This is a genomic window from Tichowtungia aerotolerans (genome assembly GCF_009905215.1).
Lineage (GTDB): Bacteria > Verrucomicrobiota > Kiritimatiellia > Kiritimatiellales > Tichowtungiaceae > Tichowtungia > Tichowtungia aerotolerans.
In genome coordinates, this window is record NZ_CP047593.1 from 3,380,550 (window position 1) to 3,405,788 (window position 25,239).

The window sequence follows — 25,239 nt, forward strand, 5'->3', positions numbered from 1 at the left end:
AAAAACATGTATTTTAACGGAATGCAGATTGTTTTCACAACGTTTAACGCCCGCTATTCGCATACATCTCTTTCTCTTCGCTGCCTGCGCGCGAATTTGGGGGGCCTGCATGAACTCTCGGAAATTGTAGAGTTTGATATCCGGATTTCCCCGCAGGTCGCCGCCGAAAAACTGCTGGCCCAACACCCGCAAATCCTGCTCTTCAGTGTATATATCTGGAATATCATGGTCACCTTTGAGACCGTTCACATTTTGCGGCTTCTGCGGCCGGACCTGAAAATCATTATTGGCGGACCGGAAGCCAGTTATGAATATGAAGAGAATTCACTGTTTCAACTGGTGGACCACCTGATCCGCGGAGAAGGTGAAACTGTTATCGAGAAAACCTGTCGCGATCTGCTGAAAGGAAATTCCCTGCCGAAAGTCATTGAATCACCTCCGGCAGATCTGGCAGTCGTCGCCCTTCCCTATGAGGAATACACCGATGAAGACATAGCCCACCGCCGGATCTATGTGGAGAGCACCCGAGGGTGCCCTTTTTCCTGTGATTACTGCCTGTCCTCCCTTGAACATGGCATTCGCACAGTACCTTTGGATCGTCTTTTTCCAATATTCGGAAAACTGATTGAGCGCGGCGCCCGAATCTTTAAATTCATTGATCGAAGCTTCAACGTCTGTACGGATCATGCTGCATCGGTAATGGAATTCTTCCTCGAAAACCAATGCGACGGCATGATGCTGCATTTGGAGTGGGAACCGCATTTGCTGGAAGAACGGCTGGAAGCACTTCTTCGCAAAGCTCCCAGCGGATTTTTTCAACTGGAAGTGGGCGTGCAGACCTTTACGCCCGAGGTCGCCGAACGGATCAACCGGAGACTGAACAGTAACGCAGTCGAAAACAATATCCGTCTGCTCAGCACATTGCCCTCTGTCCATTTGCATGCCGACCTGATTGCCGGGCTTCCCGGCGAAACCATGGATAGTCTTGCCCGAAGCTTCGATCAACTTCAGGCCTGCGGTCCACATGAAATACAGCTGGGCATCCTCAAGAAACTGCGGGGAGCGCCTATTGCAAAACACGATCAGGAATTTGAAATGGTCTACAATACGGCTCCCCCGTACGACGTGCTTCAGACGTCTACAATGTGTTTTCCAGAACTGCAGGCCGTACGCCGCTTTGCCCGTTTCTGGGACATTACGGTGAACAATGGACGGTTTCCAGACAGCTCCCCATTGATTTGGAAAGACCAACCCTCTGTTTTTAACGCATTTATGGAATGGAGCCAGTGGCTTTACACTCAGACACATGCCGTCTTCGGCTTTACCCCTGCCCGACTCGGCCGTCTTTTGGGCCGGTTTTTAACTGAAAAGAGGAACCTGTCGGACAAAGAAGTGTCTGCAGCCATTGAGCACGATCTCGGCGCATCAGCAACTGGAGCCAAAGGAATGGAGCGGCAGGCTCGAAGAAAACAATGAGCGCCCCGAAAGTCATAGGAATTGTCGGCGCATCCGGGTCCGGAAAAACAACCATTGCCGGAGAGCTGGCGAAACTCTGCGGAGAAACCTGCATGGTTTCACAAGACAACTACTATCAGGACCTGCCCGATGATGCGGATGCGGAGCAATGGAACTTTGACAACCCAGATGTCATTGATTTGGCACAGCTTGCCCGTGATTTGAAAACTCTCAAGAACGGCCGCCCGGCCGAGGCTCCCCGATATATCTTTTCAAGCCATCGTCGCGCCCCGGACCGCATTTTATTGCACCCGTCTCCGGTGATTCTTGTGGAAGGTCTGTTTCTTTTTGTCTTACCGGAACTGCGCAACGTTTTTGATCTCAAAGTATTCATCGATATTCCGATGGCAACCTGTCTGGAACGCCGGGTGCGGCGTGACGTCTGCGAACGCGGACGGATCGAAACAATTGTCCGCAGACGCTGGCAGGAACAGGTGGAACCTGTGTTTAAACAGCTGGTGGAGCCATCCCGGAAATCGGCTGATTTTGTCCTCAACCCCGAAGGTCTGACACCCCGCCAGTGCGCCGAAGAAATTTTCAAAATAAAATAAAATGTGTGGATTGACACATCCCGATGTCTTCGGTACCTTCTCCTCTCTTTTCGGGCGATTAGCTCAGTTGGTTAGAGCGCTTGCTTGACATGCAAGAGGTCACAGATTCGAGTTCTGTATCGCCCACCACTTCAACTCCTTGGCATTCAGCGCCTTGGAGTTTTTTTGTTTCCGGAAAATGTCTCTGACTCGCGGGAAATCTGCGTGAGTGTGGCAAAAGTGTGGCTTTGCCCCGTTTGATTTCCCGCCTTGTGCCAAAACAACGCATTGCGTTTACAACAAGGAGATGAGTCATGGGACTGGAACTGAGACGGGATAAAAATCACAACCTCCGCTCGAAGTGGTGGTATGGCCGATACATGGTTGACGGGAAACGGCACTTCACAAATCTGGGTGTCGAGGTGAAGGGAAAGGTGCCTGAAAACCTGCGCGAACGAGGTGACACGGCCTTTGAATGCTCCCGCACGCTGGCGGCGGCAAAGATGAAGGAGCTGCTTGCCGAAGCGCATAACACAAAGACGGCGAAGCATCACCTGCAGGAGCTTTACGAAATTAAGGCGGGTGAAAACATTGCCCAGATTCCGCTGACGGAACTGGAGGCACACTGGGAGGTGCTGCCTACAAAGCGTAAGCGATCCGCTCAGCAGGCAAAAAACATGAAGGCGAATATTCGGATGTTTCGGGAGTACATCGAAGCGAATTTCCCGTCAGCAAAGCTGATGTCGCAGATTACCCGCCGGATGGCATTGGGCTGGATGAAGGACATTAACGATCAGGGACTGTCGGCGACCAGCTACAATGTAAAGCTGTCGCTCCTCCGTGGCATCTTTGAGCAGCTCGGGCCGGAAGCGGGCATGATTGCCAATCCGTTTGCGGGCATTCCCTACCGCGCCCTGAATACGGTTCATCGTCAGCCGTTCACCCAGGAAGAGCTGAACAAGATTCTGACTCACTGCGACCCGATTCTGCGTCCGGTGGTGCTGACGGCCATGTGCACGGCGATGCGGCGCGGTGACTGCTGCCGGCTAAAGTGGGATTCCGTTGATCTGGCCGGCGGCTTCGTGACGGTGAAAACATCCAAAACCGGCGAAGTAGCCGAAATCCCTCTGTTTCCGGTTCTACGGGCGGAACTGGAGCACCTGCCCCGCTCCAGTGAATACGTTTTCCCGGAAGCCGAGGAAATGTATCGCACCAACGTCCACGGTCTTTCATGGCGCTTTAAGAAGGCTCTCAAGGATGCCGAAATCACCGATACGGTGGTTGACCGGGAAGACACCCGCATGAAAGCCAGCGTGAAGGATTTTCATTCTCTGCGGACTACCTGGATTACAATGGCGCTCTCCGCCGGTGTGCCGATGGAGCTGGTTCGGCGGGTCACAGGCCATTCCACTGTCGATGTGGTCTTGAAACACTATTTCCGGCCCGGCAAAGATGCATTCAAAGCGGCATTGGAAACCGCCATGCCGAAGATGCTGACCGGCGGGGAGCAGAAAAATGAGAAGCCGAAAGATGCCCTGCTTAAACTGATTGAACGGGCGGACAAGGTCTCAAAGAAAGATTTCGTGGCCAAGGTCGCCAAGATTGCCGAGGAAATGGCGGCGTAATTCTGAGGACAGAAGTCAGACGGGGCTCTGGGCAGGAGTTCCGTTTGATTTTTCCAAGGGTTGGAAAAAATAATTCCAAAAAATTTTGGGCACCGATCTACCGAATCCAGGACGTGATGGTTTTCAGGACGGTGATCAGGCCGGTCGGGTTGGTGGAGAGCAACACGATCAGGCTGGTGAGGAAGACCAGATTCCACTTTTCGAGCTTTGTAACCCGGCCATTGGTTCTGGCGGCGTGGGTGTGGATGGCATCGAGCTTTTCGTCGATGCGGTCAAAACGCTGCTGGCAGCCGTCGGGCAGTTCATCACAGGATTTCATCAGGCGGCTCCTTCCGTTCGCAAAATCTCATCGAGTTTAAGGCGGGGTGAAAAGTTGATGATGCCGGGGGAGACACGCCACGGGGGAATGCGATCGAGCAATTTGAAATCGACGTGCATGAGACCGGCAAAGGCGAGGCAACTGCAGAACCACGCATCGGGGTTGTAGTCTTCAATGCGGAAGGTTTGCGGGTCGAAGGTTTGCGGATCGCGTCGGGTGACAAAGCGGGTAATTCCGTTCCAGAAGGCATACGGCTTGCCGAGTTCGCCGATCAGCCACGAGGTAAACTCCTCGGCCTGCATGTGGGTCAGCTCGGGCAATGTGTAGGCTTTTACGATAGTGCCGGGCGTGTGCTGCGCATGAAGAGAATCGACAATGCGCACACCGTCTTCTTCCCGGCTTTTCCACGCTTCGCAGACGCGGCCATCATCAAATTCTATGGCCGTGTGCGACGTACGGTTCCACGTAAAGAACCGAACGGTCTGGCTCAGGCGACTGATTCCTTCATATTGGAGAATTCTCATTGGGCTACCGGGATTTGAGCGTCGAGCTGGCCGCCGCCTTCAAAGCCGGTTGTGGCCTCAGTGTCATTTGTTCCAAGCGCGTTAATGGCCGGACTGCGGCTGTTGATCAGCGAGAGGTTGAGCGTTGTAGTACATCCGGCCAAAATGCCGGTTGCCAGCAGGATGGTTATCTTCATTACCATGAGATTGCCTCCACTTCTTCGTTGGTTGTGGCGGAGTCGATCTGGACACATAGAGCCGCCTCTTTTGCAAACTGCGCTTCGATGAAGTCGTGCATTGCGGACTCCAACGCAATGATCGTCGCATTGGACAGGGTGATAAACGTGCCCTCGGACGTTTTCCAGTTTGAAACCGTATAGGTTTCGTCCTCCGTGGCCCGGACCTTGGCGGCAGTCAAAAGGGAGCGGGTGCGCTCATCAGTACGACAGAACATGCCGGAGGCTTCATCGGTGAATCCACCGAACTCCGCATCGTAACGGGATGCCGCAATCTTTGCCTTTTGGGTTTCCTGAGCTTTTGAAAGTTCCGGAATATCCTGTATCAGCGTTTCTGAACCAAAATCCCAGATGCACGGATACGAGCCTGAAAGCAGCTCTTCCATTTCTTCCGTGACGGTAACAGCAAGAGTGTCGTCGGTCGCCATGGCCCCGCCATTCGGATAATACAAAACGGCTCCACTTATTTTATTCACTTCGATTTGCTTCATGACTGCTCCTTAGTCTGCAACTGCGTAGGCGTGATAAACAACTGCTCGCGGCGGATACGGCCCCCAGCCAGGCAGAGGGGCATGATCCATATCCATCCAATCGCCCATCGGATGCGCGGGTTGTGCGAATGTCCCAACATAGTCTCCGTTAATCGTGCAGGTTGAACTGGCAAAATCGAACGTGCTTGATCCGAGCATATACAGCGAAACATCAGACGGATCGACCCAGCCAACGACCGTCGTGGTTGATCCGATTGCCACTCCATCGATAACGAGTGTTCCTCCCCCGTAAATAAGCTGAGCCGTTAAATAAACTGTGTTTTTAAGAACAGCCCAATTGTCATCGGAACTTTCCCCGCCTTCTACGGTGAGCATTTCAACACGGCCACCTTCGTTGGTAATGACAGCGATGTCGCCGACGGCAAGACCGGATAACGCCAGCTTGGTGGTGTTGTCAGCCACTTCGGAGACAGCGCAGCCGCTTCCTTCAAAACCGGCCACTCGGCCGTCGATGGTCCAAGAATTTATCATCAGTTTGCCTTTCGGATGATTTCGACCGTGCCGTTGATGGCGGTTGAAGTGACGGTGAGCACGTCGTTCAGATTGAAGATGTACGGCGCTTCGGGAATCCAGGCCGCGGACTGGTTATCAGCCAGATCGACGGTGGCGAGTTGAAAGCTCGTATCGCCGGTTGTGCGGGTGACGGTCAACGTAGCCGTGACCGGCTCATCAAAAGTGAACAGGACGGCAACCGGAACCCAGGAGCTGTGCGCCTGTGTGTTGGTGATAGAAACAGTGCCGGTGACCAGCGAGTGAACGCTGCTCATATCATTAGATTGCATTGATTTGCTCCTTATTCTTCAACAACAGAAAGGGATGCGTAAGACGGCGCAGACTGAACTGCCGCTACGACAATCGGAATGGAACCCATCCAAACGGCACGCAAAAAGACGTCGGCACGGATGGCAGCGGCGTTTTCGGCTTCAGTGATCGCCAGCCCGATTTCCTTTTTCAGTTCAAAGAGAATCGTGGTCTGCGCCTGACGCACACAGGAATCATGGATTGCAGTCTCCGGTGACGACGGAACCGGTGCCGCGTTGGCCGCCATTGCAGATCGGTACTCGGTGGCAATGGTGCCTATGATGTCTGCAAGCCGTCCGCCCTTATCCGGATCGTCCGTGAGCCACTGCTGATACGACGCATAAACCGTGGGGTTCATGATCGATTCGATGTAGGAGACTGTCAGTTCTTTCCACATGATTTTTCAGAAGGCTTTAGGCGTTAGGCTATAGGCTTTAGGGAAAATGCCGCCCGGGGATTAGCCGGGCGGAGCGGTTTAGCTGGCGGAGACGTTGATGCGTTTTGCGGCGGATTCGTTGGAAACCTGGACGTCTTCGGACCAGTCGAACTTGGCGACTTCGACGCGGCCATCGTCGCGCTGGTAGGAGCCGGGAACCATGAAGCGGTTCATGAGCCGGAAGGTCTTCATGAAAGACGGATCGCGGCGGGTCGGCTGCGCTTTGCGGGCAAAGACGAGCACGGCGGAATCGAGCAGGAATTTGACATCCTCATCGACGCCTTCGGGCGCATCGTCAAACACCATGTAGCTGGTGCGCACTTCGGGCGAACCGATGAACAGCTCTCCGGCGTTGGCCTGAGTCGGTACGGCAAGACCGACACCACTGCGGGCACCGGAACCGACAACAAAACGCCCGCGAACCTTGGTCTGATTTTTGAACACGTTCCATGCGGACGCGCCGAACAGAACGCCGATGTTCATGAGCGAGCCGTATTTGCAGGCTTTGATGACATCAAGAATCGTGTCGTCAATGTCGGCAACCGGATCGGCGGCATCGTTCCAAGTGGAATCCGCGCCAGGGCCGACGGCTTCGACGGCCAGGTCGATCACGGTTTTTTCGTGAGCCAGACCGGCGACTTCGGCGACGGCGACCGCGCCTTCGCGGAGCATGTTTTCCAGACCTTCTGCTTCGAGCTGTTCGAGATTATCCACCGGATAATCGAGAGCATGCGGGGAGCAGTTGAAGGTGGCATCGCTGACTTCGAAGCGCAGTTCGGACGCGCGGCCTCCGAGCGCACGAAGCGTCTTCGGAATGTGGAAGCGGTGCTTTTCGGTGTATTTCTTGAACCGTCCGGTCGAAGTCGGGACTTCGATGGTCGGGGCGATGAAGTCCGCCACGGGCATGATGGCGCTTTGAGCGGCACCCTGCGCGAACTGGCGGAGCATCGGACTGGAACTGATTGTAGTCAAACGGGACATGGGATTCTCCTTTGGTTAAGAAATGGTGATGGTTCCGAGGTTGGCGGGACGAGCGAGCACGAGCTGGTCGGCAACTGCTTTTTCTTCAGCAATGGCAACGACGCGGTAGGTTCCGGCAGCGCCGGGCAACACAGTTACTTTTCCGGCCTGCCCTTCAACTGACGGATCGGCCAGTACAAGTTTATCTCCCGGGAGACAGGAGCCGATAAGGGGAAGTCGCACGTTGGCGGCAGGCGACAACGGAAGGAAGTATCCGGCTTCGTCGGCGGCGGCACCTTCGAGAATCAGATAGAGGGCGAGATCATCCTGATTGCTCGGCAAACGCGCCCACGGCCCAATAAGGTTGTGGGTGAGGACTGCGAGATGATCCGAGGCGGCGGTGAGGTCTTCACCACAGGGGAACGTTACGGGACCGAATTTGACGTTGGACTGGGACATGGTATTTCTCCTTTTTGGTTAATCAGCGAATTCCTGTTCGGCACGGCGGAAGGCATCGGTATAAACGATTCCTTCGGCCTTCATAATTTCATTTGCCCGGTTGCGGATTTTGACCGCCTTGGATTCAGAGGCGGCGGCGTCCCGATTGCGGGTCGCGGCAATCTTTGAATCGCGGTTATGAAGCGGGCGGCGGGTATCCGCAGCCGGAGCGGCGGCAGGCTTTTGGGTTTTCAGGTTTTTGAATACCGCCTCGGTCAGTTCGCGGTTTTCAATAAACTGAGCGCGGACTTCGTCGCGGTTTTCGATCAGGGCGGCGTTGGCTTCGCAAAAGGCATCGGCGTCCGCTTCGAGCTGGGCGGTCTGAAGATCGGCGAGCGAGCTTTCGGCGGTTTCCGCCCGGTTGGTCAGCGCGGCGGCTTCATCCGCCGTCGCCATGTTTTCAATGGCAGCGATCAGATCGGCCTCGGCGGTATCGGCGGGCAGATTCAACTTATTGAGCAAAGCATCAATGACAGGTTGCATGGTTTTCTCCTTTTGAATTTTGCCTAAAGCCGAAAAATCAAACGGCTCGGCGGGGTTACGGTTCGAAAGGGGCAAAATCCCCTTTAAATTGGGGTCGTTGGTGACGGCGGCATTCAAAAGGCGCACCGGACGAAGGCGGTCGTTGCCCAGATCTTCGCAATCCGATTTCGCCCAGACCGGAGACAGGAAACGATAGCGACCGCCCTTTACGGCGGCTTCGCCGGTATCGCTCCAACGAATCTGGGCAAACAGTCCGCCGCCGTTCGGCATCAATTTCAGATCGGTGATCCAGCCAGCCGCTTCGGAATGTTTGGCCGCATCAAGGGAGAAATGATCGAAGTCGATCAGCAGACCGGGGAAATTGTCAGACGAATTTTTGATTGTTTCAAACGCTGTGACCATTCGGTTACAGGCGGCCTCGTCAATGATCTGGGTGACTCCAGCGGCGGCATGGGGAAATTCGCCCAGCGGGGCGAGCTGATACCAGCCGTCCTTGGGAAGCTCAAAATTACGATTCAGGATTAAGTTCATGGCCTAAGAGCAAAAATCAAACGGACTGTTTTTCAGTGAGGGTGTAGCCGGTCTTTTCGGAAAGCTCGGCGGGGTCGATCTGCATACCGGCGGACTTGAGATCAATCGCATCCTGCACCACCTGGCTGGTGGCATGATTGAGACCGGGCGAAAACTCGAAATACGCCAGCGGCGGCTGTCCGGGAAAAAATTCAGCGAGAAGCGGCACGTCAATCGCGTTCTGCAAAACACCCGCCAAGGTGACGGCGTCTGACTTGGCGATCTGAAGGAAGCTGTCCTGATGCGCACTGCCGGCGAGCGTTCCGCTGCCGGGCTGGGCAAGCATGGTCAGCAGTCCGCCGGTGGCGGCAATGGTGATCTGCTCATCGAGATATTTGATTTGTTCCTGAAACGGCGGCTTCTCGCCTCCGCCGGTCACAAACTTAATGTCACTCTCATGCGGCAGGAATCCTCGCCCGTTGGAAAGAATTTGCTCGGCGACGGCCTGATATTCCTTTTGTTTGGCTTCGTCTGCGTTGGGAGGCCCGACCAGGAAGATTGAGGGAATGCCATAAACCGAGAGGAAGGAATCCCAGTCTGATTGCGACAGGTTTTTGCGCAAATAGAGAACACTCAGGATGCGGTCGAGTGCCGGTGCCTCAAGGAGAACAAAGTTTTCCGGCTTGATGGACTCGCCGCGCCGGTGGCCGGAGACCGCTCCAGCGTTGTATTCCCAATCGCCGAACAGGCCGTCGCGCACCCAGAACCATTGTTCGACGGGCTCAAGGCGTTCAATTAGGCCGCCGGGTGTCCAATGTTTTTCGAGGTGGGCAAAGCCCCGGAAGAAACCGGTGAAGAGGAAGGAAACCGCTTCGCGAAAATTATCGATGCTGTCATAGACCATGCGCAGGAAGTCGGCCTGCTCCTGGGCGAGCACATTGTCCTGTTCCTGCGAAACGATGCGCACATCCCAATCGAGAGAAAGCAGCGCAGCGCGGCGGCGCTGAATGACCGAATGGATCATCGCGTCGGAACGTTCCATGTAATAATAGAACCATTGGAGGTCGGCATACTCGCCGCGCTCCCCGGATTCCTGCAGGGCGACCAGCCTCTGCATGTTCAGCCCGCGCAACGGGTTGGTGGAGTCGCGATAGCCGTGGTCTTTAGTTGAGCAGATGTAGCGCATAAAATTATCTCTTTGTTTATGCCGTAAGGCGAAAAATCAAATCAGCCGGGCAGAATGCGGGGACGTTTAGCGAAGGGTGAAAAGCGGCCTCTGGGCGTGAGCGGCAGCATCGGGCCGACAGATTCGGTTTCCCAACGGCGGTGATTGGCGAGAGCGAGTGCCATCACGCAATCGTCGTGGAATCCCGCCGGGGCGTTGTACGAAAACCGTCCACGGGCCGAAATTTCGTATTCGTACCGCTGCATCTCGTTAGTGAGAACCTGCCACTCTTCCGGCCAGCTCACCCGCTGTTGTTCGACGGCAACAATGAGCCGTTGGACCAGTTCCACTTTGGATTGCGCCGTGAATTTAAACGGTTCGATGTTGGAATACCGTCGCGCCAGATCGTCATAGATCGGGTCGCCGGCGCCGGTCGCGTCCAGAATGATGCGCCCGCGCCATTTGCGGGCGAACTCAAGGATGCGGTCTTTTTGGATCGGCCAGTCGAGCTGGTTGAAGCGTTCCATGTCGAAGCAGCGGCCCGTCCGCTGATTCATGGCGACAAGCACGGTAAAATCGGTATGCTTGGCGACATCGCATCCGATGACCACCGCCCCCGCGCGGTCTTCGCGGGTCAAAGCTCCTTGAGGGAACAAACAGGACGAGACGTTTCGGAACACCCCTGCGCTATCTTCAAGGAACTGCGCTTCGTATTCCTGCTTGAACACATCGGCAGGCAGAGTCCGTTTGGCATCCTCCCATTCCAAAGACGGAAAGTAAGGGCTGTCCGAGCTGGGGAATTGGAAAGCTGCGTAGTCCGGCTCTGCCGGATCTTCGCCGCGAGTGAACAGATCGTAGAACCAGTTTCGGCCCTTCGGGGTCGAAATGAACACGGCCCAGCCCAACGTCTGAGCAATCGTCGGGCGCAGGATGTAGTTCCACACATCCGGCGGCACGACGGCGGCCTCGTCCACCACCACGCCGCGAAAGCCGTAGCCGCGAATATTTTCGGGGTTGTCGGCAGAGAGGAACCAGATGCGGGTCGTGCCATACGGGCCGTCAAACTCGGCGCGGGTCGGAGTGCGCCCGACGAACCGCACAAAACCACCGGCAATGTCGCGCAAGGCTTCTTTGCCGCGCTCGGCGACGTTGTAGGTCGGCGCAACCCAGCCATAGTCGCCGGGAGCTAAGGCTCCTCGGTCGAGCAGCTCTCCGGCAAGGCAGAGGGTTTTCCCGAAGCGTCGCCCGGTGCAGATAACGCGGAAGCGTCTGTCGCGGGCGTCGTGGATAATCTGTTGCCCTCGGTGGGGACGGTAGTTGAGAGTGATAGCCATGAGACGACTCCATCGTTTTCGATTTGCAAAGACGCTTCTTTGGGAAGCAGCGGCATGATGATGCGGCGGAAGAACCAAACGGGATCACGCTCCAGCGACTTCTGGAGTCCATTGCGAAGAGTTTGCATCGTGGTTTCATCGCCGAGCATCTCGTCGAGCGTGTCGAGCGCGAGCATGCGCCCAGCGCCCGATCCTCTGGGTCGGCCTGCGGGATTTCCTGATTGTCCGGGCTTAAATTTCATGCCCTAAGGTGAAAAATCAAACGACAGCCTGAGGGCGGTGTTTGCCGTTTCACTTTGTTTCACTGCCGTCGCTTCGCGCCAGCCACTGCCTACGGCGGTCAAATTGTTTCAGGTTTCCTGTTAAAACAGGGAAAAACAGGGGGCGCGGAGCGCCCGCGACGCGCCGGAAGGGGGGTCCCTCCGGGGGGAAACCAAGAATGTGAAACATTCTGAAACGGAGCGGACTCCGTCGTTCCAGTCAGTCGATGCATCTTCGATGTCCACCCACCCCCGCCCTTCGGGCACCCCCTGCCTCCGTCCGAGGGTCGGAAGGATTTTGTCCGGGGTTTGGAAAAAATCCGGCCCCGCGTTCCGATGGTTGGAAAATTTCCGCTTCCAGTTTTGCCGCTGCGCTTCTTTTCGGGAATACGAAAAGCACTTTCGCCCCGCGCGGCGGGTCTCAGGTCCGAGCATTGGAAAATCTGGGGCTTGTTCTTCCAGAGCTTGGAAGAATTCCTTCCAAGGGTTGGAAAAATCCGACGGATTTCTTCCAGACATTGGAAAAAATACCGCGCCCCCGGCAAGGGAGGCCGAAGGCCGCGACGCTATTGCGGCGAACTTTTCCGAAGGCGGCGGCAAGGGAGGGAACCGCAGAATGACGAACAAGGAATGCCGAATCCTGAAGGTTGGAAATTCGCCGGTGTGGGTGGGATGAGATTCGCCGCCGAGGAAATTCCCGTGGGGGTGAACGGAAGCGGTGGGCGTGGAGCAATAGCATAGGCGGGAGGTCGGCTGGGCGTTGCGCGTCGCCGCCTCGGGACGTGCTGCTTCCCGCTACGTTTCGCAGGACCGAATCCCGGCTCCGCTTTGCGCCGCGCCTGCCGCTGGAGTGAGACACCACCCCCACTGGACTTGACTTAAACACGGGGCTGGCGCGGTTTGTGCCGCGACGAAGGAGCAGCAGAAACCGTGACAGCTATGGGGAAAAGGGGTGAGGCCGAAGGCCGAGGGGAAAACGGGGCACCGAAAGGGCGTATTCGCCCGAAGGTCGCTGGGGTTTCCCCTTTTATGCTACGAGACAATACCTCCGAAGCCCGAAGGGCGGAGAGCGAGGCGGGCCTGACAGAACCAGTTCTGTTGAGTGAACCGGCCAATCCAAAGGACACGTCGCATAATGGGGCCATTATGCCTGATGTTTCCGGTCCTTCTGAGTTTACGAAGAAGGTTGGATGGCCGGTGAACGTGCCCGCCGCTGCAAGCTCCTTTGGCCGTGAAGGAGCGACAGCGACTGAGGGGCCTGAGAAGGCCGCTGAATTCCAGTAAGCATGGCGTTGGAACTGAAGCGGCCATAGACCACCCCCCGGAGGGAGGTCCGCGCAGCGGACAGCCCGAGGACGACCGCCCCGGGACATGATGTGTGAAATTCGGACGGTTACGAGACCGAAGGGCGAGTGATCCGTACGGATGAGCACATGATGTTTCGGGATCAGCGGGCGGCCGAGGTAGGAAGCCCGTGAAGCGATGGACTGAATGAGCTCACCGGACTGACGTCTGCGAATAGCAGGCCGAAGGACGGTTGAGCGAAACAGGACAGCGCTTGACGGGCGATCATGGTGGCGCTTGTTCCGCCACCCGACAATCTGAGCGGATGCGATCCGAGGGAGGGCAACCGGAAGACAGTCTGAAAGCAAGAATGGGGGTTCCGTAGGAAGCGGTTCCATTCTTGATTTCAGTCTGGCGACGGTTCCAAAGCCCGACCGAAGGCGGAGACCAACGAGCCGAGCTTTGAAGACAGCCGAACGTCTGCCGGAACGAGGTACGAGAGACGGCAGTAGGCAGGCTGGATGAAAAGGACGGCTGGTTGGGCGCCGTACAGCAGGAAATCATGACAGTGTATTCACTGGCAGGATTTCTGCCAAGACGGACGACGGGAACGCCAACGCTGACGCTTCGCCGCCTTCTCAGGAAACAACGCACGAAGAATCGGAAAATCACGCATAGCCATCTTATGGCGCATATCGGCAAGCTGGGTGGACGTACCCTGACGTTCGGCAATGTCCTTGTACCGCAAACCCTGAAACCGCCACGCAACAACATCGCGTTGCTCGGGGGGAAGCTCCATCAACGCTTCAACAAACTTCGATAAAACCTCAACCGGCATCTCCTCCGCCAGCGGAACGGTTGATTTCGTACGCTCAAACGCCGGATGCTCGATAGGCTCCAGAGGGCGATCCGTATCAAGGTAGACTGAATAAAACGTATCCTCACCCAGCTTGCAGGTCGCACAAGGCATCGCGCCCCAGGGAACGCCGTCATAATCACCGCGCAGGATGGCTTCGGAGTACTGACAGGAATGACAGGTCATAATACACCTCCGGCGCAGAGGGAGAAAGTAATGACGCGCCCGAAGGGATAATGACGCGGACAAGAGAGCCAAAAGCGCGTCATCATAGGGAGAGAATTTTTAATGACGCGGAACATGACGCGCAGGAAACCACTGCAAACAGGGCTCTGCGTCATCTGCGTCATTATACCATTAGTATTAGAAATATAATATAAATAGGGAAAACCGCCCCCCAGCGTGTCCGAACAGGGCGAAATACGCGTCTGAGAGACTTTTTCAAATATGATGTCACATGACGCGCTCGGGCTAAAACGGGACTTTTTCATCGTCATCTCCTTGTGAAAGCTGTGCGATATTGATGTCCCAAATCCGGGTAGCATGTTGGCGACGCTGGGAAAGTGGATAGCCTTGGGATGCGAGCTTGGATAATTCCCGTCCGACCTGACGGGTGGTGTATTTAGAAGCGATACCGGCGAGACCGTCCTGATCGTTCAGCATGGCCGAAAGAAGCTCGGTCGCCGAACCGGTCCAGACATCGGAAACCTGTCCCTCGAAAAATTTCAGCAACACTTCAAGGAACGAATAGGCACTGGATGAATGACGCGCCGCCTCGAACAGAGACGCTTCGCAATACGTTTGAACACCGTAGCGGGAATCACCCAGCACGTGATCCGGCGGCGACCAGTCGAGAAGCCATCGCAGGAGAAACGGCAACTCCGCCTGAATAATGTCCGCCACATTGTTGGGAAAGGTAAAGGTATCCCGCTCCGCCACACGGAAGAGATTGATTTTATCGCGGTTCGACAAATCCACATCGGGAAGAATACGAATCGACTCCGGGTCGGTGTTACAAGTCACCACCACACGACCGTTCCACTCGATCAGTTTGTCCACGCGATATTTTTCACGAACAGAAAAGGTACGATTGGCCGCCATCTTCTTAATCAACGCGGAAAACTTGAGATGAGATTTGTTATCGGTCAGAGGAACGACATCATCGACCGCCCAGACGGCAGAATTAAACAGGTGCGAATTGAAACCGTCTTCACCGGACAAAAACGACGAAGCATCAATATGGCCGCCGAAAGTGCGGGAGAGAATCAGGGTCGAGAGCAGAGTTTTTCCAGTGTTCGGAACGCCGGCAAAAAAGGACGCCTGACCGGGAAGCATTTTTCCGGCAAGAGCGGAAGAATACCAACGCCGCAACCAGGCATAGAAATAATCGAGCTGCTCTGCCGGATCGAACAGGGAAGTAAAATAAGAATTCAACCACGGGAAATCGGTGTCGGGATCGACCTCTGTTTTCTCCGAAGGTTGCATGACCGAAACCGTGGAAATATTCAAAACCCGGAAACCATTGACGTACACAATCCCCTTCGGGCGATGGATCAACGGTGCCGCACATTCAATGGCCTGCTCATCCTGAATTTGGGATAACGCCTGATCGACTTCACTAATGGATGAACCTCTCGGAACTGCCGTACTGAGGCCCCGCTTCACCTTCAGAAACAGAGCCATATCCGATTTGTTTTTCGCCTGCCACTTACCGTTGGAAAGCTGCACCCAATAATCACGACCGTCAAAATAAGCTGAGGAAACCGCTCCCCCGATCTGATCGGCCTGGAACTGACGTACGAACTTCCCGCCGAGAATTGCCGACCACGGAACGAACGCCTGTCCTCCGGTAAAACATTGCATCCCGGACTCACGGATGACCGCCGCTGTTTCATTGTCGGCTGACGCATCCCAGAACCGGGCACCGCGCACGCCGACTTCAAACTCACCCTGCCATTGTCCCGGATATTGTTTTTCAACTTCTGCCGCGATCAGCTCCATCGGGATCGAAGGACCTAATTTTTTCCATGCGTAGTTATGGGTCGATTCAACCGCCCACTGCATCATGAAGGGAGCCGGAATTACATCGTCCGACAGATGAACCCATTCCGTACCGGCCTCGTAGTATTTTGCCGGATCTTCAAAGGCATCCGTATCGAGACCAACCAGAATTTTTGAGAGCTTGAGTTTTTTCTTAACGTGCTTGAGCAGCTTCGCCGTCAGATCATTTTTGTGCAGCGGAAAGGGTTTCTCCAGTTTCCACAGTAATCGAGCACCGCCTGAAAAGGTTCGGCAGATGTATTGGGGTTTGAAATCTCCACACCGTTCCAAAACCGTGTCGCGCATGTGTTGATCGATCTGTCCATCGTAGTCGGCAACCAGCCAGTGCAGGAAGACCGCCGGATTGTTTTTGGAATCAATGCGGGATGCGGCGACCAATCCTTCGAGACCAGAATAAAAACAGTGATCCACATCGGGTTTGTTCCACTTTGTTTTCCGAGGTGCCTGAGTCGTTGTATTCCACGGTTCACATTCGGTGGCATGACAGGAGGATAAATTTTTGAGGGATAAAAGCATGGGGTCTCCTTATTTGGTGTATCGGTTAAAAATTCCGGCTTCGGCATCGACGGGACATCCGGACAGCCACTCCGGCGTGGTCTGCATGATTTTGAGGATTTGTTTTTTCGCTCCCTCTGCCTGTTCTTTGGGGACTTCAACGATCACTTCGTCGTGAACGTGAAAAACGATTCTTCCAATGCCTGAACGGTGGATTTCTAAAAGATGTTCAGCGAACAGATCTCTTGCGGTGGCCTGGACAAGATTTTCACAAAGCAGTCCGCCGTACACGCTCCGCTCCCGTCCTCCCCGAACGGTTCTGGCCGCAAAATATCCACGCGGTGTTTTGTGAACATCGAAATAGTTCAAGCATCGCCCGGAAGGCAGCTCGATTGAATAGTCACCACCTGCGCTTCGTTTAAAATCCCGGTCCAGTCTGTTCCAGAGTCTGGAAATTTTCGGATTCTTAGCCCGGAAATCGGCAACGGTTTGTTTTGCTTCAGCGAATGAGAGTTCAATCCCTCCCAGATTTTTCGCAACGGTCATAAATTTTTTCGGGCCGCATCCGTACCCCAAACCCAGCACACGGGCTTTCGCCAGCGAGCGCATTTCAGGGTCTTTTTCTTTCAGGGGCTCTGCGTCGCTGTATCCCATCGTCGCACGAGCATGCGCTTCGTAAACATCCACACCATCCTGAACAAGAGAGAGGAATTCATGGTCATCAATCAGCCATGCGAGAATGCGGGGTTCAATTTGAGACAGATCGGAAATGACAAACACACATCGTTGCCGCTCCCCTGTCGGGTCGCTTCTTTTGTCTCCGCCAAAAGCACTTTCGCAATAGCTCAGGTCGCTCGGTATGAAACATTTCCGAAGGTCTGCGCCGAACAGTTCGCCTCTCGGCATATTCTGGACATTGAACCCGGCGTCGCCGGACCATCTTCCGGGGACTGCCCCGAAATATTTCATTCCATAAGGAAATCGCCCTGCGGCCGTTTTCCTTTGTTTGGAAGATGAAGACGGTGCGGATTCGGAACAAGGCAGGCTGGAAGCCTGCGATACGGGAACAACCCTATTACGGACGGTGTAGAATCGGGAAAGCAGCATGTTGGTTCTGCGGAAAATCCGCATCGCATTTACCCAGGGATACTCATCGCCGTATTTTTCTTCCCACTGTTCACAAAGCGGTGAATCCATCGCCAAGGATGCCGGTGCCGGGATACCTGCCTTTCGACATTCGAGCGCAAGCTGACGGTGTGACAACGGAGTGTCTTCATTAAAATCATCCACCCAGGGCAAAAGCTGAACCGCATCGAACCGCTGTTTTTCCAAGGTCTGGATACATTTTTCCAGAGTCTGGAAATCAACATGGATTCCCTGTTGTCCCCATTCAAACGTCAGCGTTGCCAGCACCTGTTCATCCCTCGGCCAAAGGTGATGATGTTTTTCCCAAAGCAGGAAACAGAGACGTGCATCCTCCAGCGCATAGTCGGTCATGGCATTGTCTTTAAACAGATCGCCGGTGGTTTGTCCGCACGCTTTGCTTCGTTGGGTTTTGTCCACCTCGATACCGAGAAGCTCTTTACACGCGCCTTTCAAGTTTCGGGGTGCTTGCAGGTACACCGCCATTGATGCGGTGCATCTCCAGCCACCGGGTTGAATCGGCGGAATGATTTTCTGTTCCTGAAGCCGCTTGAAAACCAATGAGTCAAAGGCTGCGTTGTGCGCCAGCAGCAAAGCACCTTCCAGTTTTTCCCAGCATTGGAAATCTTTCGGATGTCCTACCCATTGGAAATCGTCGCCGTAGATCGACATGAGATAGGCATCAAATTTCGGATGGTGAACATAGCTCCACGCATCCATTTTTTTCAGGGAGTAGCCTCGGTCGTAAAATGTTTCAAAGTCGATAGCGAATACAGACATGGCAGTTTCCAGAGGTTGGAAGGTTGAAAAAAGGGAGAGGCGCGCCCGGAGGTCACGCCCCACCCATCCGGGTTACAGCAGGGTTGTGAGGAATTCGATGAACTCGTCACCGTGCTTGCCGTGCTGACGAAGACGGGGAACAAACACGAGATTGGTTCCCAGTTTTTCGCGGCGCACCTGAAGCGTCCATTTGCCTTTGTGCAGTTCCGGCAGTCCGGTTTCCTTGTTGCGCAGGGCGAACCGGGCGGCGGTGTTGATCGCTTTTCCTGCCCGGCTGTAGGCCGATCCCTTCATTGTCCACAGAGCCAGCTCATAGGCTTTGCCGTCCGGTCCCTGAATCGAGAATTCCTCGGCCAGTTCCTCCGTCGGTGATTCGATGAGAACCAGAGCGGTGAGCATCGGACGCCACGGCGGCTTCTCGTCGTTGCGCCAATCAATCCAGCCCCCGCGCTCGTGAACTTCATCGAGCGTATCCACCGTTTCCGGGGTTTCGTCAGACTCATACGGCAGATTCTCGGAAAACTGCTTTTTGGCATTCAGGATCGTGACATTGAGTGCCTCGCCCCATGTTTTCGGATCGGTCGATGCAGGCAGGACAATGATGTCCTTGTTCAGCACGACCGCGCCGGGATCGAAGTCCTCGGAAAGCGGCCCGACACTCTGCACGATGTTGATTCGGGGAAGACGAAAGTCGCCTTCTTCGAAGTCACCGGCAATTCCTCCAATAGGCGGAATTTCAGATGCCGGATGACTGAGTTCTGCTGCCGGCACGGTGGCCGGTACCGCTGATTTTTCTTCTGCGGCTTCGGTTTTCTTGTCTTTTTTGAACGATGATGTAGCCATTGTATTTTCTCCTTATTTTTTGGGTTATCGTTCTTTTGCGAGATAGGTGACGTCCGGATCGGTGAGGCAGAGTCCTTCCGCTGTCAGAAGCTGGTTCAGTTTCCGAACGGCTTTGGCTCCCTGTCCGCGTTCCTGAATGGATTTGACGGCTTTTTCCAGTGAGGTGACTGAGATCGAACAGGCCGGGAGGAACTGTTCCAGCGGAAGGTCAAATTCCGCATGGACAATGTCCCAGACCGCTTCGAGCTGTTTGATGACTCGCCGACCGCTGCGGTGTTTGAGCTGGTAGCCGGGAATCTCCTGGCCGTTGCGAACCATCTCCAGCGCATGAGCTTTGACCGCCTTGGCCCATTCGACCAGAACAGGGGCGAGACGCAGTGCCAGCGCCATCTGATCGGGTTCCGCAATCTCCAACGGATCCATGACCGCCGGGAGCTCCAGACGTTCGGGAAGCTTTTCGACTACCATCATCGCCTTGGCGGTCAGTGCCGGGCAAAGCGCCTTGGCCCCGCAGTACTGGCAGTTGTCAGGATGCGGATTATAAGGGCCGTTCGGGTCTTCGGCCTTTTCAATTACGGTGGCGACTCGGTCGCGCATCCGGTCATAATCAGCAGATCGGGTGAAGGTGTGCTCTGTCCGCAAGTCACAACGCGGTTGCAGAAAAACCACCGTCACCTCATCCACACCGAAGAGGTCAAAAACACCCAGCGCGTACGCCTGGCCTTGCAGATTGGTTTCCGCATCTTCGACTTGGATTCTGCCGAACTTGTAGTCAACAAGGGTTGCAGAATGCGCGCCGAGAAGGATCACATCAGCAGTGCCGAACGTTAACCCGCAAACGTCCACCGTCAATTCTGTGTAGCGAATACAGCCGGGGATTTCTGCCTGAATCTGATCGACCGCTTCGAGGCACTCGTGCACCTGAGCGATCTGCTCGGGGGTGAGTCCATCGAGACGGCCTGCCTCGGCGGCTTCGTGCATTTTGGTTCCCTCGTCTGCCGCCTCGGATGAACCGGGTCGGTTCTGCCAGTGCGGACAGATTTCCTTGTTTTTCAAGGATGAGGGGCCGTGCTTTGCGTGGATGGAGTTAGTCATCGCCAAACTCCTTGATCATGCCCATCTGCATGCACCTCAAAATGCAAAGCATGGCGGCAAGGAAGAGGCCGAACCAAAACTCCATGTCCTGCGCAGCCGCAAAGGCGATCATGACCCAGAAGAAGGCTTCCAAAGCCAGAATACACACAGTTAACAGGATGCGTTCCCGGGTGTATTTGCGCGAAGAGCGCGTGAGTTCTTCTCGGACCTCGTCGGTGATTTCTCTTTTCAGTTCATTTTTTTCATAGGTTTCCATAGTAAATACTCCGTATTTCTGTTGATAAGTTGATGGTTGGTGAGAGCCCGCGCCCGGCATGTTGCGAACCGGGCACGGTAAAAAGCCACAGTTGCATCGGAGATGGTGGGCCGCGTGCTGGATGGGGATGTTTCATCATTCGCCCTCCTGCGCTTTGAGGTCTTCGAAGCGGCGTTTGAGGATGCAGGCCACATCACGTGCAGCACCGAGCGCATCTCCCGAAAACAAGCAATGCACTCCGTGCACGTACTCAAGGATGGAAAGTTGCCGATAAATAAACTGCGGTGTCACCCGGCGGTGCTTAAATCGCGAGAAATCAAAGCATTCGATGTCTTCACGATTGGCCTCAATCACATAGAAAAGACGCGGGAAGCCGGCGGCACGGGCACGTTTGAGTTTCCGCAATTCGCGAGAAAAATTTTTCTGTAGTGCAACCGAAGAAATAAAATCCGGTAGGCTTTTTCTCTCCACTGCGAACCCGCTATCAAGGTGGATGGCATAGTCAAAAACAGGTAGGCCAACCCGCACGGTTTCATGTCCCTCAAACTGAAGAACCCTTTGCTCGCGGCTGTCACAGGCCAAGATCACAGTTCACCGCCTTCTGCTACAGCATGCTTGGCGAAAAATTCCTCTGGATCATCAATGCCAAACTGGAAGTTGAACTGTTTAAACAGACAATCGATTGCCGCTTCGGCAGCATCGCCACCGTCTTGGGCGAGCTGGTAGTTTTGGAGGAAGGTTTGCTTATCCACGGGAGACCTCCTCTCCGCTAGCCAAAGCCACTACGTCCGCATAACGTAGGCGCCGCGAACCGGGATAAAGTTCTACAGGCTCAAGGCGGCCCGCTTTCAGGATTCTCCAAAGCGTTGATCTTGAAGTATTCAAAAGTCTTGTAGCTTCACCCATTGTCAACAGCAAGGGCTCGTCGATGCGCAGGGGGATGCCTTCTCCCTGAAGAATACGAAGTGCCCGAGATTTTTGTTCGGGTTCAGCCTGAAAGACGGCTTGGATCAATTCGTCGTTTGTAACGTCCATTTGTCAGCTCCTTGTTCGGGGCTGACGGCATAAAAAAACCGCCAACCAGTTGTTCTGTACAACTGGGAGGCGGGAAAAACGGCTTCACCGTTGAGAAGACGGGCTTCTCAACTACGACCAAATGATTTTATCTGGTGGAAAATAGGACAGTTTAATCCCTTTAGAGAGATGGGATGAAAGGTGTCGGCCAAACGACTGAGCCGATGGCTCTTCCATTTTTTGCAGTTTTTTTTCAACCGCACGAATAGCACAGCCAACATTCTGCCGAGCCTTTTGACCGCTGTCGGTGAAAACAGCCTTGTCTTCGTTGTTTATGATCCGCACAAGTTTTTCTACCTGCTCCTCCAACTCTGCGGCCTCCATTACCCGACCTTCTTCACGCGCGATAACGCTTTCAGAACGGAGACGACGGCACTCCTTGGCATAGTCGACCATTGCCTGAGCATCGTGCTTTTTCACAACGGTTTCTTTGGTTCGAATTGATTCCTTGGCAGGGTTTATTTCGACCTCCAACTCCAAAGCCGGAATCGTTTCGCCAGGGTGGTGTAAGAGATAGTTAATGTAACGCGGCCCTAAATTATCATTTATGGAAAATGGAGGAGCGCCCTCAAAAACAACCTTCCAGCTGTCTCCCTCTTTGCGGAATAAATAGCGAATCCCATTATCAGAAGCAGAGCTAACTACAGGGGCTGCCAAACCGGCCTGAAACTCATGAATTTTTTCAGAGGCTGAATCTACGAACCCGAACTCGGTGTCAAGAATCTCAAAATCATCCTGCAAGGTGAGGAAGCACGAGCCCCTTTCAGCGAGAAACGCTTCCAGTTCGTGTGAGTATGATCCGCCGATGAAAACAAACGGTTTGTCGGTGGAAAGTGAACAGAGAAATGTGCGGTAGTCGGCGGGCGTTGGGAAAAGTGCGGCATAAACCGGGTAGCGCTGACCTCGAACACAGAGAGAGCCAAGCCGCCAAGCGGAATTCCAGTTTTCCAAGGGTTGGAAATCCAAATCGATCCCGAGACCATCCGTACAGGATCGATAGAAGGCCGCCGGGTTCAACGACTTCAGGATGCGGTCATCGTCTTTAATGCCCTCGACAATTGGGCATATCGCAAATTCGTCATCCGAAATTGCAGTGGAGGTGCCGTCCTGTGCCGGTTGCAGCCTGAGCTGGCCACCGCAGCAGGAGCAATAATACGTCTCACTCAATGGGGCATCAGGCAATGCGACCATGAAGCGTGAAAGGACGCGATAGGCCGTTCCCAGCCTACCGCGCCACTCCGCATCCACACAGGGTGCTGTGCCGAGCAGTTCGAGCACCTTATGCGGCATGCGCCACCTGCTGCACGAGATTAATCATGATGCCCGACTGACGAATCCAATCATCCAGTGCTGAATAATCTGATTCCCTACTGTAGTTGGCGACATTGCCGGCCATAATCTGTACAGAACGAGGCGATTTTGCCCCCTCGAACAGCACATCAAACTTCGCATAGCGAATCACTACGCCAGGCGGCACAAACGGCTTATTGCGCAGCTTTTTACTTTTCGCCATATCGGGAGATTTTTCGACACGGGTGATCCCAAATGAGCCGGGGAAGACATAGCCCACTTCCTTCCAGCGAATGCTATCGATGCCGGCAATGCCGGAGCAGTCCAGAAAAGCAGGATCGTTGTCGAACAGAATGTTAAGGGAATAAACATCCCGGTCGGCAAAATACTCCTGCTTACCAAACAGGAATTGGCCGAACTCCTGCCGATACTCGCCACGCAGCGATTTGTGGCAATTGATGCGCAGCGTTCCATGAGCCTTATCGTACACTATCACGTCATACTTCAAGGGGCGTACAAATACCACTTCCGGAGTCCCGGAGTCCCCCATAAAAGGAACCCGCTCCAAAAAACCAGTACGCCGAACAAGGAACCAAATCTCATCGGTGCCCTTATCCTCATATTCGATTACCTTGACCGCGCCGGAATCGCACCCCGGCAGCACATCTGCCAGACCCTGCTCAAGATCATGGATTGACCCAATCTCCGAACGCACAAGCGGATGAACCTCACCAAGAGTTGGAGAACAGGTGCAGAAAGAGCGCTTGCGCCACGTCTGCACACGGGACTTGGCAGCCTCCAACAGCCCCGGGTGACGCAGCCACGTCAGCATAATAAAGTCATGAACCGAAAAGGCATCAGGAGCATAACCCAGAATGATGTTTCGGGCATTCGCCTCCTTGATGACTTTATCCCGTCCTGACTGGGAGGCCATTTCTTCAATAAAGAAGGCAGCCTCCAACAGCTCCTGCGGGGTGTCTGAGTGGACCTGAGTAAACAGAGAGATAATCTCTTCGTAATCAAAGGTTTCTGCAGACAGCTTAATCTTCCGAGCCTTGAGGTACGCCTTGAAGCGGTTCAAAAACTCGATGAGAACCGGTACTGAAAAGTTTTGCAGTACCCCGAGAGAGGTGAATTTGGTTAGCTTTGCCATAAACGCACCTCCCGGCTAGCCTTGAATGTCGCGCGGATCATGGCCGGTGTACGTATTACGTTCCCGGATCTGACCACCCCGATTGCAAAGGAAGGCTTCACCGCCTTCGCGCTTTGCAATTTCACGAGACTTGTCCCAGGCTTCCGCCTGAGTGCGAAACACCCCGCTTGCGCGGGAAGCGCCTTCGCGCTTTGCCTGCCAGGTGTTATCTGGCCTTTGTTTGGTCCATACGTTAGGACTCTTCATTTTCTTTTCTCCATGTTAAGGCGGAAAAATCCGCCGTTTCCGGTTGAAGAAAAGAGGCCCGATTGGTAGCGTAATTATTGATTTGTACCCGCCCCTGATCGAGCCTCCGCGTTCGGTTGCCGGAAAGTGGCCGCGCCAACGGTCATTTTTCCGGTAGGCACCTAACGCTCAGGACCCCGTGCCCTGTTCTTCAAATTCTCTGTCAAATTTCATCTGTTTCATTGGCTTTCCTTAAAACGGCACGTCCAGATCATCATCCTGGGACATCGGCGGCTGGGAAGGTGTCGGAGACGGCGGGGCTTGAGGTGCAGGGTTTGGTGTCGGCGGCGGCACTGAATGCGGAGACGCCGGCGGTGTTTCTGCAACAGGCGTCACCTGTTCTGCTTTCTTTGAAGCTCTACTAACATTCCGAGGTTTGCTCAGGTCGAACAGGATCATGTCGTACTGGTCGCTCCATTCCGCATCATAGGACTGCGTTTTTTTATCCTTATAGGGAATGTCGTGAAACTGGAGAAACGCCTTGGCAGAAAAATGACCTGACGGCTGTTTTTGCTGACTGTTTGCCTTGGGCTGCCGAACAATCAACTTAATCGCTCCGGGAATTGAGTCGTCCGTGGTCGGCTTAACTCCTACAATCTGGGCATCCTTATCGTAAAACAAGAGTACATGTGTATCCTGCTTCAACAGGTCAAAACGCTTCAACGCTCCCGAGGAAACACCCACTGTGCCATTCGGTCTCACACTGAATTTTGCATCAAAATTTGAACCCACTTCTGTGAACGGAACTAGATTTAGCATGGCTGACTCCTTAAATTTTCAGAAGAAGCTACTCTCGCATACCCGCCTTGTCAACGCCTTGTTGTCAAAATTACACAACATTTTGCATAACCACGGGCAGGGATGACACAAGATGCCACTTCGGCGTGCAGAGCAAATT

The 25,239-nt window shown here is 54.4% G+C and carries 29 protein-coding genes, 1 tRNA gene and 1 pseudogene; 4 read left to right on the forward strand and 27 right to left on the reverse strand.

All coding sequences use genetic code 11. From position 1 onward, the window contains the following. Window positions 1-6: 6 nt before the first annotated feature. The 4 genes from GT409_RS13805 to GT409_RS13820 all read left to right on the forward strand — a co-directional run bounded on the left by GT409_RS13805 (window position 7) and on the right by GT409_RS13820 (window position 3,670). Window positions 7-1,476, forward strand: a complete 1,470-nt coding sequence (locus GT409_RS13805; protein ID WP_160629644.1) for a B12-binding domain-containing radical SAM protein — start codon at window positions 7-9, stop codon at window positions 1,474-1,476. Continuing rightward, the gene (locus tag GT409_RS13810; protein WP_160629645.1) at window positions 1,473-2,066 is read left to right on the forward strand and encodes a uridine kinase family protein; all 594 of its coding nucleotides are present in this window, start codon (window positions 1,473-1,475) and stop codon (window positions 2,064-2,066) included. The genes GT409_RS13805 and GT409_RS13810 overlap by 4 nt, the downstream gene beginning before the upstream one ends. A 52-nt stretch (window positions 2,067-2,118) precedes the next feature. Then, window positions 2,119-2,195, forward strand: a tRNA-Val gene (locus GT409_RS13815). Window positions 2,196-2,359: 164 nt separating this feature from the next. After that, entirely contained in the window at window positions 2,360-3,670 is a 1,311-nt protein-coding gene (locus tag GT409_RS13820; RefSeq protein ID WP_160629646.1) for a tyrosine-type recombinase/integrase, read from the forward strand. A 97-nt stretch (window positions 3,671-3,767) separates the two neighbouring features. On the opposite strand, the gene GT409_RS13825 is transcribed toward GT409_RS13820, so the two are convergent. The 27 genes and pseudogenes from GT409_RS13825 to GT409_RS13950 all read right to left on the reverse strand — a co-directional run bounded on the left by GT409_RS13825 (window position 3,768) and on the right by GT409_RS13950 (window position 25,100). Next, on the reverse strand, window positions 3,768-3,989 hold the full coding sequence (locus tag GT409_RS13825) for a hypothetical protein (RefSeq protein WP_160629327.1): 222 nt from the start codon (window positions 3,987-3,989) through the stop codon (window positions 3,768-3,770). Beyond that, window positions 3,989-4,513, reverse strand: coding sequence for a C40 family peptidase (locus GT409_RS13830; protein WP_160629647.1), 525 nt, complete (start codon window positions 4,511-4,513; stop codon window positions 3,989-3,991). Before GT409_RS13830 ends, GT409_RS13825 begins: the two co-directional genes overlap by 1 nt. Further along, window positions 4,510-4,689 (reverse strand): hypothetical protein, encoded by a 180-nt coding sequence (locus tag GT409_RS13835; RefSeq protein ID WP_160629648.1) that lies wholly within the window; start codon window positions 4,687-4,689, stop codon window positions 4,510-4,512. The genes GT409_RS13830 and GT409_RS13835 overlap by 4 nt, the downstream gene beginning before the upstream one ends. Further along, window positions 4,689-5,219 carry a DUF4376 domain-containing protein gene (locus GT409_RS13840; RefSeq protein ID WP_160629649.1) on the reverse strand — a complete coding sequence of 177 codons (531 nt, stop codon included), beginning with the start codon at window positions 5,217-5,219 and terminating at the stop codon, window positions 4,689-4,691. The genes GT409_RS13835 and GT409_RS13840 overlap by 1 nt, the downstream gene beginning before the upstream one ends. 9 nt (window positions 5,220-5,228) lie before the next feature. Continuing rightward, the gene (locus tag GT409_RS13845; protein WP_160629650.1) at window positions 5,229-5,750 is read right to left on the reverse strand and encodes a hypothetical protein; all 522 of its coding nucleotides are present in this window, start codon (window positions 5,748-5,750) and stop codon (window positions 5,229-5,231) included. Beyond that, complete coding sequence (locus tag GT409_RS13850; protein WP_160629651.1) at window positions 5,750-6,061, reverse strand: hypothetical protein; 312 nt, start codon at window positions 6,059-6,061, stop codon at window positions 5,750-5,752. The genes GT409_RS13845 and GT409_RS13850 overlap by 1 nt, the downstream gene beginning before the upstream one ends. Before the next feature lie 11 nt (window positions 6,062-6,072). Then, window positions 6,073-6,477, reverse strand: a complete 405-nt coding sequence (locus tag GT409_RS13855; protein ID WP_160629652.1) for a hypothetical protein — start codon at window positions 6,475-6,477, stop codon at window positions 6,073-6,075. 78 nt (window positions 6,478-6,555) lie between these two features. Further along, window positions 6,556-7,497, reverse strand: coding sequence for a hypothetical protein (locus GT409_RS13860; protein ID WP_160629653.1), 942 nt, complete (start codon window positions 7,495-7,497; stop codon window positions 6,556-6,558). A 15-nt stretch (window positions 7,498-7,512) separates the two neighbouring features. Next, complete coding sequence (locus GT409_RS13865; protein ID WP_160629654.1) at window positions 7,513-7,935, reverse strand: hypothetical protein; 423 nt, start codon at window positions 7,933-7,935, stop codon at window positions 7,513-7,515. An 18-nt stretch (window positions 7,936-7,953) separates the two neighbouring features. Further along, a complete protein-coding gene (locus GT409_RS13870) occupies window positions 7,954-8,988 on the reverse strand; it encodes a phage protease (protein WP_160629655.1) in 1,035 nt (344 codons plus the stop codon). A 16-nt stretch (window positions 8,989-9,004) separates the two neighbouring features. Then, complete coding sequence (locus GT409_RS13875) at window positions 9,005-10,153, reverse strand: phage portal protein family protein (RefSeq protein ID WP_160629656.1); 1,149 nt, start codon at window positions 10,151-10,153, stop codon at window positions 9,005-9,007. 41 nt (window positions 10,154-10,194) lie between these two features. Beyond that, window positions 10,195-11,466, reverse strand: a complete 1,272-nt coding sequence (locus GT409_RS13880) for a terminase large subunit domain-containing protein (protein WP_160629657.1) — start codon at window positions 11,464-11,466, stop codon at window positions 10,195-10,197. Between the two features lie 134 nt (window positions 11,467-11,600). Then, window positions 11,601-11,708, reverse strand: a pseudogene (locus tag GT409_RS16180) (DUF5681 domain-containing protein); the annotation flags it as partial. Between the two features lie 1,876 nt (window positions 11,709-13,584). After that, window positions 13,585-14,052: an RNA polymerase sigma factor gene (locus GT409_RS13885; RefSeq protein WP_160629658.1), complete on the reverse strand. Its 468-nt coding sequence runs from the start codon at window positions 14,050-14,052 to the stop codon at window positions 13,585-13,587. Beyond that, a complete protein-coding gene (locus GT409_RS13890; protein WP_160629659.1) occupies window positions 14,049-14,357 on the reverse strand; it encodes a hypothetical protein in 309 nt (102 codons plus the stop codon). Before GT409_RS13890 ends, GT409_RS13885 begins: the two co-directional genes overlap by 4 nt. Then, on the reverse strand, window positions 14,338-16,443 hold the full coding sequence (locus GT409_RS13895) for a primase-helicase family protein (protein WP_160629660.1): 2,106 nt from the start codon (window positions 16,441-16,443) through the stop codon (window positions 14,338-14,340). The genes GT409_RS13890 and GT409_RS13895 overlap by 20 nt, the downstream gene beginning before the upstream one ends. Window positions 16,444-16,452: 9 nt before the next feature. Then, window positions 16,453-18,345, reverse strand: a complete 1,893-nt coding sequence (locus tag GT409_RS13900; RefSeq protein WP_160629661.1) for a DNA polymerase — start codon at window positions 18,343-18,345, stop codon at window positions 16,453-16,455. 72 nt (window positions 18,346-18,417) lie between these two features. After that, a complete protein-coding gene (locus tag GT409_RS13905) occupies window positions 18,418-19,188 on the reverse strand; it encodes a hypothetical protein (protein WP_160629662.1) in 771 nt (256 codons plus the stop codon). Between the two features lie 24 nt (window positions 19,189-19,212). Then, a complete protein-coding gene (locus tag GT409_RS13910) occupies window positions 19,213-20,283 on the reverse strand; it encodes a DUF2800 domain-containing protein (protein ID WP_160629663.1) in 1,071 nt (356 codons plus the stop codon). Continuing rightward, a complete protein-coding gene (locus tag GT409_RS13915) occupies window positions 20,276-20,539 on the reverse strand; it encodes a hypothetical protein (RefSeq protein ID WP_160629664.1) in 264 nt (87 codons plus the stop codon). Before GT409_RS13915 ends, GT409_RS13910 begins: the two co-directional genes overlap by 8 nt. A 135-nt stretch (window positions 20,540-20,674) precedes the next feature. Next, window positions 20,675-21,127, reverse strand: a complete 453-nt coding sequence (locus GT409_RS13920; protein WP_160629665.1) for an ERCC4 domain-containing protein — start codon at window positions 21,125-21,127, stop codon at window positions 20,675-20,677. Beyond that, window positions 21,124-21,291 (reverse strand): hypothetical protein, encoded by a 168-nt coding sequence (locus tag GT409_RS13925; protein ID WP_160629666.1) that lies wholly within the window; start codon window positions 21,289-21,291, stop codon window positions 21,124-21,126. Before GT409_RS13925 ends, GT409_RS13920 begins: the two co-directional genes overlap by 4 nt. After that, window positions 21,284-21,574, reverse strand: coding sequence for a helix-turn-helix domain-containing protein (locus GT409_RS13930; protein ID WP_160629667.1), 291 nt, complete (start codon window positions 21,572-21,574; stop codon window positions 21,284-21,286). The genes GT409_RS13925 and GT409_RS13930 overlap by 8 nt, the downstream gene beginning before the upstream one ends. 111 nt (window positions 21,575-21,685) lie before the next feature. Continuing rightward, complete coding sequence (locus tag GT409_RS13935; protein WP_160629668.1) at window positions 21,686-22,903, reverse strand: hypothetical protein; 1,218 nt, start codon at window positions 22,901-22,903, stop codon at window positions 21,686-21,688. After that, on the reverse strand, window positions 22,893-24,056 hold the full coding sequence (locus GT409_RS13940; protein ID WP_160629669.1) for a hypothetical protein: 1,164 nt from the start codon (window positions 24,054-24,056) through the stop codon (window positions 22,893-22,895). The genes GT409_RS13935 and GT409_RS13940 overlap by 11 nt, the downstream gene beginning before the upstream one ends. 15 nt (window positions 24,057-24,071) lie before the next feature. Continuing rightward, on the reverse strand, window positions 24,072-24,302 hold the full coding sequence (locus GT409_RS13945; RefSeq protein WP_160629670.1) for a DUF2188 domain-containing protein: 231 nt from the start codon (window positions 24,300-24,302) through the stop codon (window positions 24,072-24,074). 231 nt (window positions 24,303-24,533) lie between these two features. Continuing rightward, window positions 24,534-25,100, reverse strand: coding sequence for a hypothetical protein (locus GT409_RS13950; RefSeq protein WP_160629671.1), 567 nt, complete (start codon window positions 25,098-25,100; stop codon window positions 24,534-24,536). Between the last annotated feature and the right edge of the window lie 139 nt (window positions 25,101-25,239).

Bases quoted from the DNA above. Each gene is read 5' to 3' on its own strand.
- GT409_RS13835 (WP_160629648.1), bottom strand. From the start codon at position 4,689: ATGAAGATAACCATCCTGCTGGCAACCGGCATTTTGGCCGGATGTACT.
- GT409_RS13845 (WP_160629650.1), bottom strand. From the start codon at position 5,750: ATGATAAATTCTTGGACCATCGACGGCCGAGTGGCCGGTTTTGAAGGA.
- GT409_RS13885 (WP_160629658.1), bottom strand. From the start codon at position 14,052: ATGACCTGTCATTCCTGTCAGTACTCCGAAGCCATCCTGCGCGGTGAT.
- GT409_RS13935 (WP_160629668.1), bottom strand. From the start codon at position 22,903: ATGCCGCATAAGGTGCTCGAACTGCTCGGCACAGCACCCTGTGTGGAT.
- GT409_RS13850 (WP_160629651.1), bottom strand. From the start codon at position 6,061: ATGCAATCTAATGATATGAGCAGCGTTCACTCGCTGGTCACCGGCACT.
- GT409_RS13875 (WP_160629656.1), bottom strand. From the start codon at position 10,153: ATGCGCTACATCTGCTCAACTAAAGACCACGGCTATCGCGACTCCACC.
- GT409_RS13870 (WP_160629655.1), bottom strand. From the start codon at position 8,988: ATGAACTTAATCCTGAATCGTAATTTTGAGCTTCCCAAGGACGGCTGG.
- GT409_RS13905 (WP_160629662.1), bottom strand. From the start codon at position 19,188: ATGGCTACATCATCGTTCAAAAAAGACAAGAAAACCGAAGCCGCAGAA.
- GT409_RS13940 (WP_160629669.1), bottom strand. From the start codon at position 24,056: ATGGCAAAGCTAACCAAATTCACCTCTCTCGGGGTACTGCAAAACTTT.
- GT409_RS13810 (WP_160629645.1), top strand. From the start codon at position 1,473: ATGAGCGCCCCGAAAGTCATAGGAATTGTCGGCGCATCCGGGTCCGGA.
- GT409_RS13890 (WP_160629659.1), bottom strand. From the start codon at position 14,357: ATGAAAAAGTCCCGTTTTAGCCCGAGCGCGTCATGTGACATCATATTT.
- GT409_RS13805 (WP_160629644.1), top strand. From the start codon at position 7: ATGTATTTTAACGGAATGCAGATTGTTTTCACAACGTTTAACGCCCGC.
- GT409_RS13860 (WP_160629653.1), bottom strand. From the start codon at position 7,497: ATGTCCCGTTTGACTACAATCAGTTCCAGTCCGATGCTCCGCCAGTTC.
- GT409_RS13950 (WP_160629671.1), bottom strand. From the start codon at position 25,100: ATGCTAAATCTAGTTCCGTTCACAGAAGTGGGTTCAAATTTTGATGCA.
- GT409_RS13825 (WP_160629327.1), bottom strand. From the start codon at position 3,989: ATGAAATCCTGTGATGAACTGCCCGACGGCTGCCAGCAGCGTTTTGAC.
- GT409_RS13915 (WP_160629664.1), bottom strand. From the start codon at position 20,539: ATGGAAACCTATGAAAAAAATGAACTGAAAAGAGAAATCACCGACGAG.
- GT409_RS13830 (WP_160629647.1), bottom strand. From the start codon at position 4,513: ATGAGAATTCTCCAATATGAAGGAATCAGTCGCCTGAGCCAGACCGTT.
- GT409_RS13900 (WP_160629661.1), bottom strand. From the start codon at position 18,345: ATGTCTGTATTCGCTATCGACTTTGAAACATTTTACGACCGAGGCTAC.
- GT409_RS13820 (WP_160629646.1), top strand. From the start codon at position 2,360: ATGGGACTGGAACTGAGACGGGATAAAAATCACAACCTCCGCTCGAAG.
- GT409_RS13910 (WP_160629663.1), bottom strand. From the start codon at position 20,283: ATGACTAACTCCATCCACGCAAAGCACGGCCCCTCATCCTTGAAAAAC.
- GT409_RS13880 (WP_160629657.1), bottom strand. From the start codon at position 11,466: ATGGCTATCACTCTCAACTACCGTCCCCACCGAGGGCAACAGATTATC.
- GT409_RS13930 (WP_160629667.1), bottom strand. From the start codon at position 21,574: ATGGACGTTACAAACGACGAATTGATCCAAGCCGTCTTTCAGGCTGAA.
- GT409_RS13840 (WP_160629649.1), bottom strand. From the start codon at position 5,219: ATGAAGCAAATCGAAGTGAATAAAATAAGTGGAGCCGTTTTGTATTAT.
- GT409_RS13945 (WP_160629670.1), bottom strand. From the start codon at position 24,302: ATGAAGAGTCCTAACGTATGGACCAAACAAAGGCCAGATAACACCTGG.
- GT409_RS13895 (WP_160629660.1), bottom strand. From the start codon at position 16,443: ATGCTTTTATCCCTCAAAAATTTATCCTCCTGTCATGCCACCGAATGT.
- GT409_RS13865 (WP_160629654.1), bottom strand. From the start codon at position 7,935: ATGTCCCAGTCCAACGTCAAATTCGGTCCCGTAACGTTCCCCTGTGGT.
- GT409_RS13855 (WP_160629652.1), bottom strand. From the start codon at position 6,477: ATGTGGAAAGAACTGACAGTCTCCTACATCGAATCGATCATGAACCCC.